Below are 22737 nucleotides of genomic sequence, written 5' to 3'. Positions count from 1 at the left end.
GGCTAAACCCTGGTATATGGCACAAAAATGTGTAATTATAGACGACGATCAATACGCAATAGATGCTTTGGTTAAATACATTGGAAATTTGCCCGAGTTATATGTTTACATGACATTCAAGAGTTCGGTAGCTGCACTTTCCGGTATTTCAAAGTCTGATGAGATTGATTTTATATTTCTCGATATTGAGATGCCAGAAATTTCCGGGCTGGAACTGGCTGGGCATTTAAGAGACAAAACGAGGTTTCTGATATTTACTACATCACATGCCAGCCATGCACTGAAAGCCTTCGACCTGCATGTAAATCAATATCTCCTGAAGCCGATAACTTTCGCGAAGTTCGCATTTACGACCGATTTTCTCTTGAAGAATACTCCTGAATTACCCGGCCAACCGGCTAGCTTGCAGGAAAAAAAACAGTTTCAATTTATAAAGGGCGAAAATAAAAGTTCCTATTATACGATAGACCCTGCCGACATCATCTATATAGAAGCGGCCAAGAACTATGTAAATATCTATACATCGATGGATAAGTATGTTACACACATGGGGGTTAATCATGTGGAAAATGCTTTGGGTAAAGATGACTTCATCAGGATTTCTAAATTCCATATCATTGCGAAAAATGCAATAAAAAAGATTGAGGGGAATGTTGTGAGGTTAAAGGACAACGATATGCACCTGCAGGTTGGCGACGCTTATAAGGCAGAATTTTCAGCATTTATAAAGTCTGGTATGCTCTCTGCTTAGTGAGATTGCAGAATATATAAATTTGTTAGTTTTGTGAAATGAGATACGCGAAGCTTTATGAAAACTTCTCCCGGTACACGCTGATCGCCGAATCTGAATACGCGCGTATTGAGGATTTATTGGTTAAGCGATACATCAAAAAAAAGCATGTGCTGATTGAACGTGGGGAAGTGAGTCGCTATGTCTATTTTGTTTTGAATGGTTCTGTACGATCGTATACATTGGATCAGTCTGGCGTTGAACATGTCATGCAGCTTGCATTTGAAGGACACTGGATAACGGATCTTTCCAGTTTTATCACTCAGAACCCCGGCGAGATGATTGTTGAAGCAATAGAGGATACAGAAGTTTTACTATTGGCTCATCATGATCTCCAACTCTTGTTTGAAGAAATCCCGGCATTGGAAAAATTCTTCCGTAAACTTTATGAAAGGGCTTATGTGAGTCTGCAAAAAAGGGTCACCAATAGAGAAAGCGTTTCTGCTAAAGAAAGATATCTTGAACTTATAGCATTACAGCCTCATATAGCACAACGAATACCACTTATCTATATCGCGTCATACCTTGGGATTACTCCAGAATCGTTAAGCAGGATCAGGAACAGCATTGCTAACGAAAAATGATTTTAAAAAGGTTTCTCGCCAGACCGAGAAAAAGATAAATACTCTTTTAACCAAAAAAATACTGAATATGTTTAAAGCACAAGAATACCAGTCTCGTCGAAAACAATTATCAACTGAGATTTCTTCAGGTTTATTACTCCTCATGGGAAATAATGATAGCCCGATGAATTATTTCGATAATGCGTACCACTTCAGGCAGGACAGTACTTTTCTTTATTATTTTGGCATAAACGAAGCTAAGCTCGTTGCCCTCATTGATATTGATGAAAATAAAACCGTCCTTTTTGGTGATGAAATGACCATTGACGAAATTGTTTGGATGGGCAGGCAGCAAACGCTTGCCGAAAAAGCTTTCCTTTCTGGGATTGAGGACGTCAGGTCTTCTGCGGATCTCTACGATTACATTTTTAAAGCACTTAAAAATAATCGGCCAATTCATTATTTGCCGCCTTACCGCGCTGATAACAAAATAAAATTAGCCGAACTTTTATCAGTCAATATCCAAGCTGTTTCAGTTGGAGTTTCCGTTCCTTTTATTAAAGCTGTTGTTAAACAACGTTCTGTTAAATCGGAAACCGAACTTTTGGAACTGGATAGGGCATCCGAAATATCTGCTGACATGCACTTATTGGCTATGAAAATGGTGAAACAAGGCATGACCGAAGGTCAAATTGCCGCGGCTGTGCAGCAGGTCGCTGTTGCTGCAGGTGGGAATCTTGCTTATCCGGTAATCCTGACTAAAAATGGACAGTTTTTACATAACCATTACCACGGCAATATTTTAATGGCTGGCGACCTGGTGTTGAACGATTCAGGTGCTGAAACTGCCATGGGTTATGCCGGAGATCTGACCAGAACTTTTCCAGTTTCAAAGAAATTCACTACGAAGCAGCGGGAAATTTACGACGTGGTACTCAATGCGTACAATACAGCAGTGGGAGCACTTAAACCCGGTGTACGTTATATTGACGTTCATTACACTTCTTGCCTGGCTTTGGCAGAAGGTTTAAAAAGTCTTGGATTTATGAAAGGGGACATGAATGAAGCTGTAGCAAGAGGCGCACACGCATTATTCTTTCAATGTGGTACCGGCCACATGATGGGTTTGGACGTTCATGACATGGAAGATCTGGGAGAGCAATACGTCGGTTATACCGATGAACTGAAGAAAAATACAACGGAATTTGGGCTTAAATCTTTGCGACTTGGGAAGGCACTTGAGACCGGTTATGTATTTACTATCGAACCAGGACTTTATTTTATCCCAGAGCTGACCAAGATATGGCAGGCAGAGAAAAAGTTTACTGAATTTATCAATTATGATAAAGTAGTCGCCTATAATGATTTCGGCGGCATCAGGGTAGAAGACGATTATGTGATTACTGGAAATAGTTACCGAAAATTAGGTAAGCACCTGGCGATCAATGCTGAGGAAGTAGAGCAGATCCGTGAGGAATCCGTTTAAAACAAAAATCCCCGGGAGTCTTACCTTCCGGGGATTGTAAATTTATTGCGGCAGACTATTTTAGAAAAATAGACGTCAGCACAATATATAGCGGATTTGAATACCAGTCGGGGAAGGCTGTTCCACCTGAATTTGCCCAATCGGCAAACTTTGTATAACCTTTGGTGACATCAACACCTTCGTTCATGTAACCGAAATTCGCAATCGGCAATTCAACAGCCCAGGGAAGGTTACCAGCAGTACTGTAATATTTTCCTACTACTGATTTATCATCCTTGGTGCCGAATAGCTTCTTATCAGCTAGTTTAGTAGGCAGTTTTCCGTATAAATGCGTTTCATATCCACGGCCCATTCCACTTGTATTGTTCCAGATGAATGGATTATAAGTCCCGATACCGAATGCCGACAACACAGGTCCATTAGTAATATCAAATACAATAGAATAGTTTTTTACCGGAGATAAGATTGCACCAGGTACAGTGTTTCCTGTTGGTTGTTCCTTCTTGCTATCTGCAAAAAGGACCACGACAACACTGTCTTGTCCAGCTTCAAGAAATGCACCAGCAGTTGCCGAAACTACTTTAGCGCTGGCAGCAGGGAGATTGAATTGCACACCAGCACCATTGTTATAATCGGCACCGGTAGCTTTTAGAACGTAATCTGCAGTAACTTGAACAACAACATTATTGGCATTGGTTGCAATCATGTATTTACTGTTCAGTACAACATCGTTAAGGTCGTAGTCACCTTTAGATGGCCAGCTATCTTCAAATGCGATGGTTGATCCACCAAGCAGATAGTTTACAGAGTAGTTTTTGAATGCTTTGGAAGCGTCGTTAGGATAAGCGTCTTGCAAGTCAATAATTCCGTCGCCATCTGTGTCCAGCTGAATGATAGGAGCAGTGCCGTTGAGGACAGGATTACAGTCAGTAACAGGGATGTATAGATCACAGCCCAGCTCAGCACCATTTGATAGGTAAGATGTTCTGATGTTAGTTCCACACAGCTGAATAGCGCCTGTTACTTTTGTTGTAGGCAAAACTGTGGTAACTCCTGATAAAACTTTAACCAGTGACGGTGTACCGTGACCTTCAATTACACCGTACATAGAAAGTAAAGTTCCTGTTTGAAAAACTGCCCCGCTAAATTGGTTTAGCTCGCCAATGGATGCAATCGAACTGTTGTTACTATTCCTGAATGAGCTGTAGTTGTTTAATGTGCCATTCAAAGTAAAGGCTGTAGCACTTAGCTTACATTCATTTTCGAAAACGCCTGTTGATGTAATATTTAAGCCAACAAATTTGGCGTCACTTCTATTGGTGAAAGTACCATTTATTGTAGCATAGCTAGCAACGTAGTTGGCATCAAAATCGCCGGTATTGAATACAGCTGCACCAGCAGCTACAGAGAAAATTGAATTACTTTCGAATGTTCCCGCATTCTGTAAAAGACTATTTGAGGTCAAGTATAAAGATGAATTGAAAGTAAGGTCTCCACTGTTGATGATCGATTCAGTCGCACCCAGCGAAACTGGTGTAGAAAATTCTACTACAGAGCCTTTTGCGACGATGATTTTTGTTGCGGTGTGCGTGTAACTTACCACAGTTACCTTTTTTCCATTTGAATTGATTTTAAGTGTTCCCCCGGTTGAGGCACTGATCGCAACAATTGAATTTGAGGAAGTAGTATAGCACATTACTTTATCTTTAGGCACTATAATCACGCTACCGGAAGTAGAAACCTCACATGCTGGATCTGTAATAGTTGGTGTTGGTGCCGCCAAACTAACTGTTTGTGCTGAGTTGGTACTGCTTAGTCCTATAGAAACACGTTCGGAAGTCAATGCAAGTTTTGTTGTGACAGACACACCGTCTGGGCTTGTTTTAACAACATAAACTTCATTTATTGTTGTAGGTACCGAAATTTTTGTGTTGAAAGGTTTGATGATGGACGCCGCACCTTTTGAGATCGGCGTTCCGCCGTTTGCGGGATCTGTTAAATAAACAGCAATAACGTGTAGCTTGTCGTCAAAGCTGATGTTGTCTATGCCGATGCTCAGGCTTACGTCACGTGAAGTTTGCCAGTTAAAGGAGGCAGGAACGGCAAGTTCCGTTAGTGCTTTGTTGGTGGCAGCAATTTCAACCGAATTGTCTTTTTTGCAGGCAGCAAACAAAGCGATTGAACCGAATAATAATGTACGTAATTTTAAATTCATATTGTGTGTAGGGTTGTTTTTTCTCCTTGAGTCAAAAGATGTTCCCCTAAACGCCAATACAACTGTAGTGTGTGTTTTTAACACTAAGGGTTTGATACCTTATTCAAAATGAGTGTGATGCGTTTTTTTGTCAGCCTGACATTGGTCGGGTGTTTAGACATACCATTTTGTGCGAAGGATGAGCTTGGGGGGCATGTTCCCCGATGAGTAGCCCTATTTTGGGGAATTTCGACCAAACAATGCCGAAATAAAACTTTTAAACTTTTGTGAAGTGGTCACGTTTTTGATAAGTGATTTTAACGTATTTTTAAGAAATACCGGATGTTCATTCCACCAAATAACTTGCGCTTACTGTGACTGAAGAAATAGAAAGAAAAAAGGAAAACACAGCAGTAAAACTCTTGCCTTGGGTAACGGCCACGGCAATGTTTATACAATCTCTTGACGGCACAATCTTGAACACATCTCTTCCAAGCATAGCCAGGGATATGAATTATCAGGCTACCCAGATGCACTCAGTTATTATCACCTACACATTAACACTGGCATTATTCATCCCGCTTTCGGGCTGGCTTTCTGATAAATTCGGCACTAGGACAATGTTTATGATTGCAGTAAGTCTGTTTGTTACAGGGTCATTTTTCTGTGCTTTGTCTTATAACCTGGTAACGTTTAACCTTGCACGGGTAGTGCAGGCGATCGGAGCGTCGATGATGGTGCCTATAGCAAGGCTGGCTATTTTATATCAATACCCCAAGAGCGAACTCTTGAAGACCATGAATTTTATAACCGTTTTTGGGCTATTAGGAATGGTGGTTGGTCCGAGCCTCGGCGGATTTTTATCTGACAACTTTTCCTGGCATTGGATATTTTTGGTTAATGTTCCGATCGGGCTGATTGGAATTTCGCTTGCTTACAAGATCATGCCTAACTTTAAACACGCTGTAGGGCGGTTTGATTTCCGTGGACTTATTTATTTTAGCATGGCACTTATTTTAATTACGACCTTGCTGGAAACGATCAGCACTGGATTTACACACCGTACCATCATCTTTGCCTGCCTGTTCTTTGCCGGCTTGTTTGCGGTATTCTATTATATCCATTACAAAAAAACAACGAAACCGATCATAGATCTACGATTGCTCAACATCAACACGCTAAAAGTTGGTCTGTCCGGCAGTCTCATCACCAGGTTAGGAATTGGTGGTTTGCCTTTACTTTTACCATTGATGTTGCAAACTGGATTTGGCTATTCTGCATCAATTTCCGGATTGTTATTATTGCCTTCAGCGCTGGCAAATGTTGGGGTAAAACCTTTCGTAATCCGCATCATCAAAACATTAGGTTACAGGACTGTATTGATCAGCAACACCGTCTTGCTAGGGTTAGTTCTTGTAGTTCTCGGATTTGTTGAGCGGGACACCCCGATTATTTATTATATTATTTTGATGGTTTTTTACGGTGCCTTCACATCCATCCAGATGTCGGCCATGAATACGATCACATTAGCTGATCTGGACGAGGATACTGCCAGTGGGGGAAATACTATGCTTGTAATTACGCAACAACTCTCCGTAAGTTTCGGTATTTCAGTATCCAGCCTGATCCTGTCCTTTTATAGCTCTGATGTGTTTAACATTGGTCTTTCTGGTGCCTTTCATTATACTTTTATAAGTCTTGCTATCATCACCATAATATCTAGTCTTACCTTTACAAAACTTAGTAAAAATGCTGGTGAAGGGTATACAAAGTGAGCTTAGCGCCAGAACGCCTGGCGATATCTAGATGATTAGCTACCTAATTTCCTGAATAATCAACCTAAATTTTATATCGAATCATGTACATTAAAAAAATATCGCTAGCATTCCTCTTTTTAATCGCCGGAATTTCAGGATATGCGCAAACCTACCAGTCTGTAACCAGCAAAAACAAAACCTATCTCGCTACCGTGAAAGGACTTAGTTATACCTATAACAATGGAGTTGTTACTTTAAAAAATGGCGGTAATTATGATTTGGGTACTGTAAGCATCATTGCCTCCTCTAAAGTAGACGGCACCCTGTTTGGAATTGCTTTATTTGAAGAAGGACTGGAAAGAGGGAAAACAGTAAAAGCTACTGTCTATTTTACTGCAGGCCTTGGAAAGGATTCACATGAGCTTCCCTTAAACAAAATCGATCAGCAAAACCTGGTGTTTTCTTTCGACAAGGCAACCAGGGCGCAGCGCTAAAAGAAAACTTTCTACGATCTTCTGTTAAATTATAATTATTTTGCCGCAATGAAAAAATATTATACTGTACGCTCTTCCGTGTATTGCTGGTCAAAATCTTTTATGCTTTTGATAGTTTTGTTGCTGATAAGCAATGTAAACTTTGCACAGTCATCTATACCGTTTGAACTGACTCCGCAAGGACATATCCTGCTGAAGGCTAAAGTTAACGGGGTGGAGGGGAGCTTTATTTTCGATACAGGTGCTGGCTTAACACTGATTACCAAAGCGTTTTCGGATAAAATAGGAAAGGTTCATAAGCAAGACGGCAGCTATACTGGCTTTCGCGCGACTGGGGAAAAGCTCAATGCCGATCTCTATGATGTGCAGTCATTATTGATAGGAAGTTTCGCTGAACATAATCCAGTGGTGACAATCTTTGATGTAAATCTTGGTCCTATCGATGGGTTGATTTCTCTACTAAGTTTTAAAGAACAGCCACTTACAATCGATTACGTCAACAAAAAAATTATATTCGAAACGGAAAAAAGCATGGCTGGTATCCGCAAGTCGGGACATCAGGTTGGCTTACAGTTGGAGGATGCCCGGGATAAAGCGCTGACTATCTTTGCGTATTTTATTGTGAATGATAAATTGACCTTACAATTTTCTATTGATAGCGGGGCCGGCAATAACGTTTATCGCTTAAACTCACAATTTATTTCAGCTTTAGCTATTGATACGGTAAATGCAAAGAAGATCGTGATCCCGAGCGAATTCAATCCGGCACTAAAGTCTGTCATTTACCAGGCTAATGTGAAGTCCATCCAGGCGAAAGCTACTTCTGCCATCCAATGCACGAATGTACAGGCATCTTTTATCGATGGACTGATCTATGACGGCATTGTATCACTAAACTGGATCGGAAAACAAGTTACGTTTGATTTGAAAAGAAAAGAGATGATTGTGCGGTGATGTTATCCAACCAGATAAGGTAAATAAATAATTACCGCGCAAACCACAGCGAATATACAGATGATCAGGACTCCTCCTGATGAAAGATCTTTAACTTTTCCAATCAGTGGATCTTGTTCTTTGGTTACACGGTCTGCTAATTTTTCTATAGCTGTATTAAAAATTTCAGCCATCCATGCTAATCCAATGAGAATGAGTGTAGTTATCCAATCTATTTTAGATACGTGAAGCTGAAAATTCAGCAGTATGACGATGAGGGCGGCGGCAAGATGAAAGCGCATATTAGCTTCGTACCGAAATGCCAACCAAATGCCATTTACAGAATACTTATAGCTGTTCAGGTGTTTCTTAAAAGGGTTCATGGGTTTCTGGAATTATGTTACTTGATTACATGCGCCAGATAGACGATGCAATAACTTGTCAAACAAGCTAAAGTGTTCAAATCTATCCGGGTCAATAAATGACTTTTTTCTATATTACGATTGAATGTATAACGTGCGATTAGCCAAAATATCATCGATATACCGATGTCCATCCAATCAAACCGACCGTTGGTAATGTGCACAAGTTGCATTATTTCGAGCGATATACAAAAGACCAATGGGATGTATACGCAATCATACCGTCGGCCATAGACGTCTATGTAATAACATTTAGAAGTGAGGGTAATGCAAAATATCCAGAGCCCTTCTGGCAGAGAATAAATCAGTATCGGACTTAAGGGAATCAAATGAATGATATCCGCCTTGATGCTAGTATACATCGGGCTTGATATGAGGTATATCATAAACTCATTTACTAATGTTTTCTCAGTCCTATAAAACACATAAATAAAGAGACTGATGAGCAGGGCGACGGAAATTACCAGATATTTCTTAATCATTTTTCCGATAGATCAGGAGTTTAAAATAAGAACCTAGTGCCAGGTTGATTTCTTTGTGCAGGGTAAATCGTTTTATCGCGGCGAAATTCCTAATATAAAAAACAGATTTAAACCTAAAAAGTCGTGCAATTGGCTCAAAACCCCGGTCTATCAGGCTAAGCCAATTGTTGGGTGTAAAATGGTTCAGGATGAATACCTTGCCCTTGGGTTTTAATACACGGTGTACTTCTTCTAATAAATGTTCCCCATTATCAACAACCGCAAGCACATGAGACAGCACGATGTAATCAAAAACCTGATCATTAAACTCCAGTGACTCTCCACTCATTTCTAAAAGTTCCGCATTAATCAAATTATTTTTTTTAGCTAGACTCAGCATAGCACCGGAAGTGTCAATCGCAACAACGCTGTGCTTTTTGTATTGCGGCAGGTGAGCCCCGTTACCAACTCCAATCTCTAAGAGTTTACCTTCAGGCAAGTTATTTACTTCGTCGAACAATCGTTTTTTTTGTGGTTTGAGAAACAGATCTACCAGCGGATAGAGCAAGGAGAAATTGTTGTAAAAATTGGTGGTCGGCGTTTTCATAGCATCTTTTATTTTTTTAATGAATGCTCATATTTGTTCAAAGACTGATCGAGATCCATTCCTTTATTGTGGATCTCCTCGCAAAATGCTTTACAGGCAGCAGGGTTGGTACTGTCGTCACATTGCGTTTCACAGTCGGTTAAGGTATTACGGGGCATCAGGTTAAAAACATGTGTTACAGTAAAACCAACAGCCAGAAATACGATAAGTACCATAGCGAAGAACCACTTCGGGAATTTGCTGTCGGGCGCAAGCACAGTTGACGGAGGCGTATTGAATGGTAAGAGATATTTTGTCCGGTCATAATGCCAGCACAGTAGGTAAATGCAGGCAATTACCATTAAAGGCGCTGTTAGCAGCGATCCCTCAAATCGCACAGCGAGTGATAAAAGACAGATATTTAGTATGATGGGCAGATAAATCAGTGTGCCTAATACAACGGTTCTAGGAATCAGCAGCAGCAGTGCAGCAAAAATCTGCGCATAGCCGATAAACGTGTAATAGTAGCCGGTATGGTGCAGTGCTTCGAGGTAGTGCCCCATAGGTTGATTATTGTGCAGATCAGTGAAGCGTTCGCCGATGATCTTTACATATCCCGCAGGAAGAAAACCAGCAACAAGTGCGAGGCGTGTAAAAGTTGTAAAATAACGCATCCATTTATTGCATGTTACAGCAGCATGTAGGGTGTCTAATTTAGTGGTTATTGTCATTTCTAAAAGTACTTCGTAGTACAAAGTTAAATTATGATCCTTACCGCGCAACTATTATTTGAATAATTTTTTCACCAGGTAAAAAGCGGGGCAGACCGACAGGATAAATGTCACGCTGATCAAGAATGATTAAACTATTTTTATTTGAAGGTGTTAGTCCCAATACCTAGAAAATAAAAATCTTATCTATGAAAGCAGCAGTATTTCACAAACCAGGAGACATCAGCTTCACAACAGTAGCTGATCCGAAAATTGAATTGGCCACTGATATTATCTTAAAAGTGACTTCCACAGCGATTTGTGGGTCAGATCTACATATCCTAAGTGGAGCAGTTCCGCAATCTACCGATATGGTGATGGGGCATGAGTTTATGGGTATCGTAGAAGAAGTCGGCGCAGAAGTAAAGAATCTTAAGAAAGGCGACCGTGTCATTGTACCCTTTCCTATAGCTTGCGGGCATTGCTTTTTTTGTAACCATGGCGCCTCACCAAGTTGCGAGAATTCCAATTACAAGCACTATGGGCCAAACGGAGATATGATGGACCAGAAAGGTGCAGCGTTGTTTGGCTATACAGATTTATATGGTGGATATTCTGGTGGGCAAGCAGAATACGTACGCGTACCGTATGCTGATGTTAGTCCGAGAATCATACCTGATACGATCACAGATGAACAAGCACTCTTTCTGACAGATATTTTTCCTACAGGGTGGTCGGGCGTAGACTGGGCGCAACTTAAAGGCGGAGAAGTTGTTGCCATTTTTGGCTCTGGGCCGGTGGGATTGATGGCGCAAAAAGCGGCCTGGCTCCATGGGGCGAGTAGAGTGATTGCCATTGATCCCTTGAACTACCGGTTGGAAAAAGCCCGGGCAGTAAATAACGTAGATACGTTGAATCCGAATGACGTGGATGTTGTGGCAGCGATTCGCGAAATGACCGCCGGAAGAGGAGCAGATGTTTGTATTGACGCTGTTGGATTTGAGCCCGAACGTACGTTTCTAGACAAAGTGAAGGCGACAATAAATTTTGAAAAGGGGAGCATGAAAGTGCTTGATATGTGTTTTGAAGCGGTTAGAAGAAGTGGAACAGTTTCTATTCTTGGTGTTTACGGCAGTCCATACGACAATTTCCCGCTATACAGAATATTCGATAAAGGTCTGACCATTAAACAAGGGCAGGCACCGGTATTGAATCACATTGATACACTGATCCAGCTCGTGAAGGATGAGAAGGTAGTGCTTGATGATATTATCACGCATACAATGCCATTGAGCGAAGTTGCCCATGCATATAAGATCTTTGATGAGAAAGAAGATGATTGTGTAAAAGTGGTCTTAAAACCTTAATTAATAGTCTTTAAATAAATTACATCGTTTATGAAAAATTCAAATCAATATGTACTCATTACGGGTGCAACGAGTGGTATAGGGTTCGAACTCGCTAAACTTTTTGCGAAGGATGGTTACAATCTGGTTATTGTGGCCCGTGACCAAGGTCAGCTAGATGCTAAAGCAGCCGAACTGGAACAAAGTGGAATTAGGGTTATTTCTTTTGCTAAAGACTTATTTGATCCGGAGCAGGCTTTTGCACTTTACGCAGACCTGCATGCACAAGATATCAGAATTGATGTGTTAGTCAATAATGCCGGACAAGGTGTTTACGGTGAATTTGAAGATACGGATATTGACAGGGAACTAGATATCATCAATCTGAACATCTCATCACTTGTGGTACTTACGAAACTGTTTTTACAAGATATGACCGCAAGAAATTCTGGTAAAATCCTGAATACAGCTTCTATTGCCAGTAAAACCCCTGGCCCTTGGCAGGCCGTATATCACGGTACCAAAGCTTTTGTACTCTCTTTTACTGAGGCTATCAGAGAAGAGTTACGTGATACGGAAATTACTGTTACTGCGCTAATGCCGGGTGCCACGAATACAGACTTCTTTAACAAAGCAGATATGCAAGATAGCAAAGCAGTGCAGGATAAGGATGCATTGTCAGACCCGGCCGACGTAGCGAAAGATGGTTATGAAGCATTAATGGCCGGAAAAGATAAGGTTATTTCTGGCTTCAAAAATAAAGTTCAGGTAGGGATGGGGAACCTAACGCCGGATAGCACCGTAGCGCATCAGGTTTATGAACAGCAAAAGCCAATTGATAAATAGATGATTACCCCCCCGAGCTAAGGGGGCTAATTATTTCGGTATTTCTTGCCCGGAACCAGTAAATTATAATGCTTTATTTATTTACGTAAGGCAATACGGTATAGCTAGAGGTAAAGCCTGGTGTTCCAGCCATAATGATAAGGATACTTCCATTGGTTTCGTCGGCTTGATCGATATAGAGTTGTCCATTTTTACCTAAGCCGAATTGTATTTTATTTGAGTTCATCGACCAGTAAAAGGGGGGTACACCTGTAATTGATAAATCATGTTTCTTTCTGAAATATCCATTTTTTAGTTTTCCTTTGATTACTTCGCTCTTTAAAAGAGTTTTGTCCTGATACAGTTTTGAAGTAACATGAGTTTTATCAGCTAAAGTAAGCTCCACATGCGTTGCCTTGGCCAATTCGGCTGTATCTGCACCTTCAGAGTTCTTCAAAAAATACCAAATTGGCGTTGAAATCACTGTATCTTTTGTTGAATTAACACGTATAGTACGATCTACTTTAACCGGATATCTTCCGATAAGTGACGGTGCTTTTAATGCTACTAAATCCGAACGTTTTGGTGTCTTCAGACTTACACACGACCCCAATAGCAGGATGCTAAAACATGTCATCAAAGTAACTTGAATTGTAGAATTCAATCTGGTTGTGCTTTTCTCGCTCATATTATTTGGTCTATGTTTCGCAGTTTTATCGTGATCGACTTACAAAAGTGCTGGATCGATTTTGTGATTATATCCCATTCACCCGCCGATTTTCGTAAATAACACACTCCTGAAGACTGGTGTGTGGTTAATTTGGCGGCTTAGGGTGGGTATACCAATGTCCTTTGCTAGTTTGATTTTAATGAAAGTCAATTATTGTTCCAATTTCAAATTATTCATCTAAACGGAGAATTAATTATCGGGTTATTCGTTATTGTTTTCTACATTGTGTTGTAATATACAGTCCTGGGATCGATAGCTGTTCGAAAATATTGGATTATCCCGGTAAGTGATTTTAATGCTTTAACGACAATTAAAAAATCTTAGGATGGAATATAAAGTTATAAAACCAGATCCATCGCTTACGGATTTTGTTGACAGCTTTTGGATGTTGAAGAGTGAAGATAATCAGAATAAGGAAATAATTGTTCTACCTGATGGACGAGTTGACATCATTTTTGAATGGTCGGAACAAAATCCGCTGCATGTAATGTTAATGACCCTTGACCAGGCGGCCTCTGCGGCTACGCTGCCTGCGCGAACCATAATGTTCGCTGTAAGTATGAAAATCCCCGCACTCGAGTATATACTGGATATCAAGCAGACGATGAATAGCCATCCTAAACTACTTCCGAATGACTTTATGGGCATTACTTCAGATGATTTAAAGGATTTTGACAGCTTTGTAGACCGGATATCAAGGTCAATGCTGACTACAGCACAATCAAAAAACATAGATTCCAGAAAGAAAAAATTATTCGAAATGATCTATGAAACGGATGGCGCGATGACTGTTGGTTTATTGGCCGAAAGGTCTTGCTGGTCTGCCCGACAGATTAACCGCTATTTCAATGATTGGACTGGTATATCACTTAAAAAATATAGCAATATATTAAAGTTCCGCGCGTCCTTTGCTCAGCTCAGAGAAGGGAAACTTTTCCCTCGGGGTGAATTTTTTGATCAGCCGCATTTCATAAAACTAATCAAAAAATTATCAGGTGTTACGCCTAAAGAATTGAGTAAAAATAAAAACGACCGATTTATACAATTTTCTGCCTCTACAGATAAGTAATATTGCATCATCATTCAATATTTCGTATTATGTTGTTACAAGGAAAGAAAATAGCGATTGTGGGAGGCGGACCCGGTGGACTTACACTGGCGAGGCTTTTACAAATGAAAGGTCTCGACGTAAGTGTTTATGAACGGGACCTGAACCGGCAGGTACGTGTACAGGGTGCGACTTTAGATTTGCATTATGAATCAGGATTAAAAGCTTTGCGGCAAGCCAACTTGTTAGACTTGTTTAAAGAGGTATACCGGCCAGGTGCTGATCGGATTCGTGTTACAGACGAACATGGCATTGTTTATTTCGATCAGCATGCTCAGCATTATTTAACGGATTTTGACGACCCATGGTTTAGACCGGAGATTGACCGCGGACCACTTCGGGAGCTCTTACTGGATTCTTTAGAACCCGGTACGGTAGTCTGGGACAGTAATTTTGAGGGGCTATACAAACATGAGGATAAATGGGTGCTGAACTTCAAGAATGGGAGTTCTGCGGAGGCGGATTTTGTGATCGCCGCCGATGGTGCAAATTCTAAAATTCGGCCATTGATTACTGATCAAAAGCCGTTCTACTCGGGGATTACAGTTGTCGAGGGTAATATTTATCATGCTGACGACAATGCGCCAGTTCTCGCCAAGTTGCTAAACGGAGGTAAGATTTTTGCTTTTGGCGATTCTAAAACTATTATTTTGAGTTCTAAAGGGGACGGAAGCATCTCTTTTTATACCGGTTTTAGTATTGAAGAAACAAAAGATCTCGGAATCGACGTAACAGATCACCTGCAGATGCTACAGTGGTTTAAAAAAGAATATGACCATTGGGATCCGGTGTGGTATGAACTTTTTGTTCATCCCGCTACGATCTTTACGGTTAGACCATTATATTGTATGCCCCTCAACCAGATATGGACTGGCAGGTCAGACCTCACTATGTTGGGGGATGCAGCACATTTGATGCCACCATATGCTGGTGAAGGTGTCAACATGGCGATGTTAGACGCGTTAGAACTTAGCGAGGTGCTGACAGGAGGTATATTTACTGAGACACTTTCTGCGATTCAATATTTCGAAAACCAAATGTTGGAAAGATCAGCCCAGATCGCTGAAATTACCTTAGATAACACTTCATGGATGCATTCTCCTGATGGATTAAAGAAAATATTGGAACTTTTTGCCCCGGATAAGTCTTAGCCTATTTGTTTTTGTGCTGATCATGTTATTAGGGTTTAGTCCGAAGCTTCTCCTGTGTTAACCATCTTTGCGAGTACGAAAAAAGTTTTTTTAACAACAATTTTAACGCCCTTTTTAAGCTCTTTAACAGGAGTTATCTCGGTAAAGCCGATATCTGAGATCCCTTTAGCGACTGCAATTCGCTCAAATGACGTTTCCTTCTCATTCTGATTTTTGACCTGGAAAATATAATCCTGCCCACCGGTAGTTACTATGGCTTCAGACGGTAGAGCAGGCAGAAGAGAATTACCAATGCTGATAATAGCGGTGATGTTCATGCCTTCAATCAGCCCTGTTTTATCACCCATAACTATTGCGTGAACGGGGATAGTTTTCGACTGACTGGCAAAAGCTGTTCCAATGGAATAGATCTTAGCATCATATTCTTTGCCCACGCTGTTTGTTAAAGTAAAGTGAATCAATTGTCCTGGTTTGACTTTTGACAAATCCTTTTCAAATACAAAAAGATCCAGGTGAAGCTGTGAGTTATTTACGATTTGGGCTATAGGCGTTGCAGCGTTAACATTGGATCCGATCTGTGCAATAACCTCGCTAATTGTCCCGCTTATTGGCGCCAGCACAGGGATGCTGGTTACGATTGTGGCTCCTCCAGGTGTTATGCCCATAGTCGAGAGCTGCATCCGCAGTGATTTATTTGCAGATTTTAGGGTAGCCATTTCAGCTTCTGCACGTTGGAGGTTTTTTAATGGAGCGGCATTACCTGCAACGAGTTCACGTTGTCGTTGGTATTCCTGTTCTGCGAGCCTCAATTGGGCTTGATTTGCTTGTAGTTGCTGTTGCATTTGAGCGATATCCGGATTCAGAATTGTCGCGATTACCTGTCCTTTGTTTACATAATTACCGGGCTGTATGCTTAGGGTCTTAACGATTCCGCTGGTCACTGAGGTTACCAGAGCTTTGTTTTGGTTGGGTACCGATAGGAGACCATTTGCCTTGATTGCCGTTGCCAAATTCTTCATTTCAACGGATCCGAACTGTATTCCTGCTGTTTTAATTTGAGCCGCGGTAAGGCTTACTGTATTTGTTAGTGCTGCTGTTTCCGGTTCGCTTTTTTCTGCTTCCGGCTCTTTTTTTTCCGAACAGGCAGTCACTGTTGCTAATAGAATCAGGATGTGTATATATGATTTGAAATGTTTGTTCATGACGGTGGGTTATTTACTGGTATAGTAGTTTAATTTGACGGCTGATTGGTTATACTCATTCAGCACGTCAATGTAGTTTCTTTGGATATCAATAGCCTGTGCTAAAAATTGAGAGAGCTCTGCAAAGCCAATTTCTCCCGCACGATAGGAGAGGTCGGCTGCCTTGATAATAGCGTCAGCTTGCTTTAGTCCCGTACCAGTATAGTATTCCAGCAATTCATTGCTTTTTTGAAGTTGTTCAAACTCCTGTTTATACGCCGAGCCAAAGGCTAATTGTTGGTTAGATAATACTGTTCGCTGATAATTCTGTTCCAATTGGCTAGCCTTAAGGGTGTTTTTATAATAGCTCCTGCCAAATAGTGGAATGCCCAAACTAATCGAAAAACCTGAATACGGCATGCTAATACCGTACAGCCGTTGCGAGAAAAACCGACCTTCCAGCGATGGCATTTTTGTCTGACCGGCAAGTTTGGTTTGAAAGCCTGCAATATTGACCTGTTGTTCCTGTAACCGGAGGGCCGGATGATTGACACTATCTGCAGTTGCAGCATCAAGTGTTAACTTCATCAAATCACCTGCATCTGCCAGAAACATTTGCTCAGTATTTAGCAAGCGTTTTAATGCCTGCTGCTTACTGGCGATATCCCGGCCCAGAATTCGCAATTGAACCGTTGTTTCCCGAGATTTTGCCCGTGCTGCAATGCTATCTAGTCCGGCATTTTCTCCTGTCTTCACCCTTAATATTGCTGCTTTTGCCAAGTTTGCATAGATACTATCCAGACGTTTCCACAAGCGTTGTTTGCTCTGACTATACCATAAATCATAATAGACCGCAGCAACGTCCCTCTTGATTTCCGCTGTCAACACCAACCGCTGGTATTCGGCATACCTTGTTTGTTCTGCATATAGATTTTTTCGTGCCTTGTATAAACCTGGCCAATCGATGCTCTGCGATATTCCAATCTTTAAAATACCTTTTTTGTCAACCGGGCTGATATCCTCGTTTTCAGCAAAAACTCCAGTTTTAGGTAGGTTGAATGCTGTTTTTTCGATTATCCGTTGCTCGCTTATCTTAATGTTTGATAACTTAAGATCGAGGTTGTTGTTTACCGCTATTTGATATGCGGTCTGCAATGAAATGTGCTGTGGTTCCGTTGTTGACTGCGCGAAGGTGGTTCCCGAGATTCCGATTAGGGCCAGCGTTAATAATGTTTTCTTTCCTTTTGCGCTTGATTGACGACTATGTTTAGTAAAGATCAAATACAGTAAAGGCAAAACTATCAATGTGAGGATTGTAGCTGTAAGTAATCCGCCAATTACTACTGTAGCAAGTGGCTTTTGAACTTCCGCTCCGGCACTCGAAGACATGGCCATTGGTAAAAAGCCTAGTGAAGCTACTGCCCCTGTCATCAGTACTGGCCGCAGTCTGTCCTTGGTACCCTGGAATATTCTGTCAAGGACGTTTGTCACACCATCTTTTTCCAACTGATTGAAAGTGCCAATCAGCACTATGCCATTGAGAACAGCAACGCCAAACAGGGCGATGAAGCCAACACCAGCGGATATGCTGAAGGGCATTCCGCGTAGTAATAATGCAAACACACCGCCAATTGCAGACATTGGTATGGCTGTGAAGATTAGCGTTGCCTGTCTAAGAGATCGGAAGGTGAAATACAGCAATGCGAAAATAAGTAGTAAAGCCCCGGGTACTGCCACCATTAATCTGGAAGATGCCTGTCGCAAATTTTCGAACGTACCGCCGTAAGTATAGTAATATCCCGTAGGAAGTGGCACTTTTGAGTCCAGCTTCTTTTGGACTTCTTCGACAACGCTTTCTACATCCCGACCTGATACATTAAAGCTAACTACGATCCGGCGTCGTGCATTTTCCCTGCTGATCTGAGCAGGGCCGGTTTCGTAGTCGACTGTTGCGACCTGGGATAATGGAATCTGGTTGCCGTCTGGGCTGGGGATAAATAAGTCGCTTACATTTTCAATAGCATTACGGTGTGCAGAGTCAAGTCTGACAACCAGATCGAAGCGCCGTTCGTTTTCATAGATCGATCCTGTAGTGTTGCCCGCAAAGGCCGTGCTTACTACCTGATTTACGTCTTCAATGTTCAGTCCGTAGTTCGACATTCTCGCGCGATCATATTTGATCGTTATCTGCGGCAATCCACTTACGCGTTCAATCTGAGGTTGGACTACTCCATTTACGGACCTCACCGCCCGCGCAACTTTTTCGGCCATGATATTTAAAGTGTCAAGATTTTCTCCAAAAATCTTAATGGCTACATCCTGCTTTACGCCAGTCATCAGCTCATTGAAACGCATCTGTATTGGCTGGCTCGGTTCTGCAATAACACCTGGAATATTTGATAACGTATTCCTCATGTCTTCAGCAAGTTCATAAAAGCCTTTCCCGTTTGGCCATTCTGATTTATCTTTTAATACTACGATCAGATCTGAAGCTTCAGGTGGCATAGGATCTGTTGCTACATCTGCACTGCCGGTTTTTCCGACCGCCATTTTAACCTCCGGATATTTAAGTAACATGCGCTCTGCCTGCATCACCGTTTCGATAGTTTGTGATAGGGAAGTGCCCTGCGGTAGCACAAATTCAATGGCATAATCACCTTCTTCGAGTTGCGGAATAAATTCGCCGCCCATCCTGGAAAATATAATCCCACTGATTACCAGCAATGCTACAGCCAGACCTACAACGAAGTATTTAAATCGGATGGCAGCCTTTAATACAGGCTCATATTTCTGATATAAAAAGTTAATCATCTTTTCTGAAAAAGTAACCTTTGGTTCTGCATTTTTAGATAAAAATAGCGCAGACATCATGGGGATGTAGGTTAAGGATAGGAGCAGAGCCCCCAGAATGGCAAAACCTACAGTTTGCGCCATCGGGCGAAACATCTTTCCTTCAATACCTGTTAAGGTAAGGATCGGGATATACACTACCAGAATAATAATTTCACCAAAAGCGGCACTATTTCGTATCCTGGAAGCGGATTCAAAGACCTCATTATCCATTTCCTGCTGAGTAAACCTGCCTGTACGTTTTCGCAATAGCAAATGGTGCATGGTAGCTTCGACAATAATGACTGCCCCATCTACAATTAACCCGAAATCTATGGCTCCAAGCGACATCAGGTTGGCCGATACGCCAAATAGATTCATGAGCGACAGTGCAAATAGTAATGCCAGGGGGATAGCTGATGCCACAATCAGTCCCGCACGCCAGTTTCCGAGGAACAAGACCAGAACAAATATGACAATGAGGGCACCTTCAATCAGGTTACGCTCAACCGTGCTGATGGCGCGGTTGATCAAGTTTGTCCTGTCCAGAAATGGCTCGATAATAACATCTTTGGGTAATGATTTTTGGACGAGTTTCATCCGATCTTTGACAAGCGCAACCACTGCTGCGCTATTTGCACCTTTTGTCATAAGTACAATGCCACCTACAACTTCTTTCTCACCATTGTAAGTCATTGCGCCGTATCTTGGTGGCGAACCGAGTTGTATTTTTGCTACGTTTTTAACAAGTATGGGTACACCATTTGCCTGTCTTTTGATGATTGTGTTTTCGATATCGGGAATACCTGACATCAATCCTATACCACGAATGAAATAGGCGTTAGGCTTCTTATCGATATATGCACCACCGGTATTTTGATTGTTTTTTTCAAGAGCGGTGAACACTTCAGGTATGTTGACATCCAGTGCCTTAAGTTTATCCGGATCAATCGCTACTTCATATTGTTTGGATATTCCTCCAAAGGCGGTTACTTCAGCAACACCTGTTATGCCATAAAGCTGGCGGGTCACAATCCAGTCCTGCATGGTGCGAAGATCCATTGCGGTGTATTTTTTTTCACTACCTTTTTTGGGGTGTAGGATGTACTGATAAATTTCACCCAAGCCAGTGGTGACTGGTGCTAGCTCTGGTCTGCCGGTATCTTTAGGAATTTGTTCCTGGGCCTCTGTGAGTTTCTCAGAAATGAGCTGCCGTGCAAAGTAGACGTTTGCGGATTCTTTAAATACGATCGTGATCACACTTAGACCGAAGCGGGACATGGATCGCATCTCGGTGATATCTGGCAGGTTTGATAATGAGCGTTCTACGGGGTAGGTGATATATTGTTCTACCTCCTGTGCTGCTAAAGTTGGGGCTTTGGTAATTACCTGCACCTGGTTATTTGTGATGTCTGGCAACGCGTCGACTGGTATTTGTAATGTACTCCATATACCCCAGGCTACAAGTGCCAGTGTAAAAAAGCCAATTACCAGTTTATTTCGTATGCTGAACCTTATGATGGCATCTAACATGAAATCGGTGTAATAAGAATAAAGAAATAGTTGCAGTGCAATACTGCGAACTGTAAATAATATTTAAAAATAATTACACCAACTGCGGAGGTTGCCAAATCGCGAGGATCTGTTTTTGGGTTGAGGGGATTGTTGGTTGCGCGAAACGTCTGACCAGGATTTTTGAAAATACAATTAGTACTTGTTGTGCAGGTATTGTTCTTGGCGTTGAGCAACAAGAGCAGTTGCAGAATGGCGGACACACGTCCTGACCCGTTTCGTCACTACGTGAATGGTCGATATTTACAGATGTTTCCAGGCTATCGGTCGGTAGTACGCCGTCATTATCCTGGCATGGCACAATTGCAACCAGGATAAAATAGATGCCTAAAATAATTGTAAACAATTTCATTCCGTACAAAGGAGGTAAATATAATTGAGAATTTTAAAATTATTAATTTTAAGTCTGGTCAGATTTGTGTTAAGGACTGCCTCTTAACTTCTGTCTTATTTTTTGAAAATTTTGGCAAGTTGTAGATTTAAATCTTCTCCTCGTAGATCACGCGCAATAATTTTACCCGCCGGATCAATCAGATAATTTGAAGGAAGTGCGCGAATATCATACGTTTGTTTTGCCAAATCATTGAAGTCACTTACCTGGGCCCAAATGCCAGTGCCATCCTTATCTATTGCAGAAAGCCAGGCAGCTTTGTCGCTGCGTACGTCGCGACTAACACTGAGAATATTAAAACCTGAAGCTGTATATTTCTTGAACATGCTGATCATATTAGGATGTTCCTGCCTGCAAGGTGTACACCAGCTCGCCCAGAAATCGACAAGTAAATACTTGCCTTTATAATCACTTATTTTAATGGGCTTATCCAGGGCATTAACTAGTGTGATATCCTTCATTACTTTACCGGAAAGCATTTGTTTTCCTCTCGCAATTTTGGCCGCCATTATCTTTAAAGAAGGGAGGTTTTGGATACCCGTATCGAGGAGCTCCATTAATTTTTCCATTTCGTAAGGCTGTGCTTTGAATCGCTGATTACTTCCGGGATGTTCTGCATAGCGGATAAAAGCATAAGCGCCTACTGGATTATCGAGGTTCTCCATCATGGTTTTCCTGTAAATATTTTCATCGAGATCTTTTGCCAGAGAATCCCTCAAGGCAGAAACTTCTGCTTCAGCCTGCTGGATCGATTTATGATCATATTCCAGCTTTGACAGCGTATTTACTTCCGTCTGGTAGTTAATCACCTTTTTTTGATCCAGAGCAACCATTTTAATTAGTGTTTGATCAGGTAACGATCTTATAACTTCTGCCTGCCGATTTTCCGAAACATGAAGTGTATAAATTCCTGGTGATACCCAAAAGGCTGTTGAAGTGGTGGCTCTACCAGCCCAAAACAGAGTCAACTTATATTTCATTGGCTCTTTAGTCTGGTAAGAAAATTGAGTATTCGTGTTATCAAACTTTAGGGTGTCAACAGAATATTCATTAACGCCCATATCATCACGGTCGAGTACAATGCGAAGCGGGATGGATCTTAAATCCTTAGCGTTAATATTCAATATAACTTTGCCAGCCACAAACTGCTGGGCTGAACCAGCAACAGCGCTGCATACAAAGGCGATGATAATTAGTAGATTTTTCAT

The 22737-nt window shown here is 41.5% G+C and carries 19 protein-coding genes; 10 read left to right on the top strand and 9 right to left on the bottom strand.

What is annotated here, in order from left to right:
• The first annotated feature begins 16 nt into the window (after nt 1-16).
• The 3 genes from CLV32_RS16855 (at nt 17) to CLV32_RS16845 (ending at nt 2839) form a co-directional block, all read left to right on the top strand.
• Complete coding sequence (locus tag CLV32_RS16855) at nt 17-751, top strand: LytR/AlgR family response regulator transcription factor (protein WP_166641967.1); 735 nt, start codon at nt 17-19, stop codon at nt 749-751.
• A gap of 38 nt (nt 752-789) precedes the next feature.
• Nucleotides 790-1374, top strand: coding sequence for a Crp/Fnr family transcriptional regulator (locus tag CLV32_RS16850; RefSeq protein ID WP_133557658.1), 585 nt, complete (start codon nt 790-792; stop codon nt 1372-1374).
• A gap of 67 nt (nt 1375-1441) precedes the next feature.
• Nucleotides 1442-2839, top strand: coding sequence for an aminopeptidase P family protein (locus tag CLV32_RS16845; RefSeq protein ID WP_133557656.1), 1398 nt, complete (start codon nt 1442-1444; stop codon nt 2837-2839).
• A 55-nt stretch (nt 2840-2894) separates the two neighbouring features.
• On the opposite strand, the gene CLV32_RS16840 is transcribed toward CLV32_RS16845, so the two are convergent.
• Nucleotides 2895-5054, bottom strand: a complete 2160-nt coding sequence (locus CLV32_RS16840) for an LruC domain-containing protein (protein WP_133557654.1) — start codon at nt 5052-5054, stop codon at nt 2895-2897.
• A gap of 353 nt (nt 5055-5407) precedes the next feature.
• Between CLV32_RS16840 and CLV32_RS16835 the strand changes: the two genes are divergently transcribed.
• From CLV32_RS16835 to CLV32_RS16825, 3 genes are all read left to right on the top strand, one after another.
• The gene (locus CLV32_RS16835) at nt 5408-6808 is read left to right on the top strand and encodes an MFS transporter (protein ID WP_208111035.1); all 1401 of its coding nucleotides are present in this window, start codon (nt 5408-5410) and stop codon (nt 6806-6808) included.
• 83 nt (nt 6809-6891) lie between these two features.
• A complete protein-coding gene (locus CLV32_RS16830) occupies nt 6892-7284 on the top strand; it encodes a hypothetical protein (RefSeq protein WP_133557652.1) in 393 nt (130 codons plus the stop codon).
• 102 nt (nt 7285-7386) lie between these two features.
• A complete protein-coding gene (locus CLV32_RS16825) occupies nt 7387-8238 on the top strand; it encodes a retropepsin-like aspartic protease (protein WP_166641966.1) in 852 nt (283 codons plus the stop codon).
• 2 nt (nt 8239-8240) lie between these two features.
• Here CLV32_RS16825 and CLV32_RS16820 read toward each other — a convergent pair whose 3' ends face one another.
• From CLV32_RS16820 to CLV32_RS16805, 3 genes are all read right to left on the bottom strand, one after another.
• Nucleotides 8241-8600: a diacylglycerol kinase family protein gene (locus CLV32_RS16820; protein WP_133557647.1), complete on the bottom strand. Its 360-nt coding sequence runs from the start codon at nt 8598-8600 to the stop codon at nt 8241-8243.
• A gap of 513 nt (nt 8601-9113) precedes the next feature.
• Nucleotides 9114-9707: a class I SAM-dependent methyltransferase gene (locus tag CLV32_RS16810; RefSeq protein ID WP_133557646.1), complete on the bottom strand. Its 594-nt coding sequence runs from the start codon at nt 9705-9707 to the stop codon at nt 9114-9116.
• Nucleotides 9708-9715: 8 nt separating this feature from the next.
• Nucleotides 9716-10417: a DoxX family protein gene (locus CLV32_RS16805; protein WP_133558070.1), complete on the bottom strand. Its 702-nt coding sequence runs from the start codon at nt 10415-10417 to the stop codon at nt 9716-9718.
• 188 nt (nt 10418-10605) lie between these two features.
• Between CLV32_RS16805 and CLV32_RS16800 the strand changes: the two genes are divergently transcribed.
• Both CLV32_RS16800 and CLV32_RS16795 read left to right on the top strand, forming a co-directional pair.
• Complete coding sequence (locus CLV32_RS16800; protein ID WP_133557644.1) at nt 10606-11763, top strand: zinc-dependent alcohol dehydrogenase; 1158 nt, start codon at nt 10606-10608, stop codon at nt 11761-11763.
• 30 nt (nt 11764-11793) lie between these two features.
• Entirely contained in the window at nt 11794-12588 is a 795-nt protein-coding gene (locus CLV32_RS16795) for an SDR family NAD(P)-dependent oxidoreductase (RefSeq protein ID WP_133557642.1), read from the top strand.
• Between the two features lie 73 nt (nt 12589-12661).
• Here CLV32_RS16795 and CLV32_RS16790 read toward each other — a convergent pair whose 3' ends face one another.
• Entirely contained in the window at nt 12662-13255 is a 594-nt protein-coding gene (locus CLV32_RS16790) for a hypothetical protein (RefSeq protein ID WP_133557640.1), read from the bottom strand.
• Between the two features lie 367 nt (nt 13256-13622).
• Here CLV32_RS16790 and CLV32_RS16785 point away from each other — a divergent pair, with 367 nt between their 5' ends.
• Nucleotides 13623-14366: a helix-turn-helix domain-containing protein gene (locus tag CLV32_RS16785; RefSeq protein ID WP_133557638.1), complete on the top strand. Its 744-nt coding sequence runs from the start codon at nt 13623-13625 to the stop codon at nt 14364-14366.
• Between the two features lie 29 nt (nt 14367-14395).
• Nucleotides 14396-15556: an FAD-dependent oxidoreductase gene (locus CLV32_RS16780; protein ID WP_133557636.1), complete on the top strand. Its 1161-nt coding sequence runs from the start codon at nt 14396-14398 to the stop codon at nt 15554-15556.
• Nucleotides 15557-15591: 35 nt separating this feature from the next.
• Here CLV32_RS16780 and CLV32_RS16775 read toward each other — a convergent pair whose 3' ends face one another.
• The 4 genes from CLV32_RS16775 to CLV32_RS16760 form a co-directional block, all read right to left on the bottom strand.
• Nucleotides 15592-16758 (bottom strand): efflux RND transporter periplasmic adaptor subunit, encoded by a 1167-nt coding sequence (locus CLV32_RS16775; RefSeq protein WP_133557634.1) that lies wholly within the window; start codon nt 16756-16758, stop codon nt 15592-15594.
• 9 nt (nt 16759-16767) lie between these two features.
• The gene (locus CLV32_RS16770; RefSeq protein ID WP_133557632.1) at nt 16768-21099 is read right to left on the bottom strand and encodes a CusA/CzcA family heavy metal efflux RND transporter; all 4332 of its coding nucleotides are present in this window, start codon (nt 21097-21099) and stop codon (nt 16768-16770) included.
• A 73-nt stretch (nt 21100-21172) separates the two neighbouring features.
• Nucleotides 21173-21490 carry a DUF6660 family protein gene (locus tag CLV32_RS16765; protein ID WP_133557630.1) on the bottom strand — a complete coding sequence of 106 codons (318 nt, stop codon included), beginning with the start codon at nt 21488-21490 and terminating at the stop codon, nt 21173-21175.
• Between the two features lie 95 nt (nt 21491-21585).
• Nucleotides 21586-22737: a TlpA family protein disulfide reductase gene (locus CLV32_RS16760; protein WP_133557628.1), complete on the bottom strand. Its 1152-nt coding sequence runs from the start codon at nt 22735-22737 to the stop codon at nt 21586-21588.

The sequence above is a fragment of the Pedobacter duraquae genome, assembly GCF_004362245.1.
GTDB lineage: Bacteria > Bacteroidota > Bacteroidia > Sphingobacteriales > Sphingobacteriaceae > Pedobacter > Pedobacter duraquae.
Note: the sequence above shows the minus strand (reverse complement) of the source record. Positions and strands in the feature narration are given on the sequence as shown.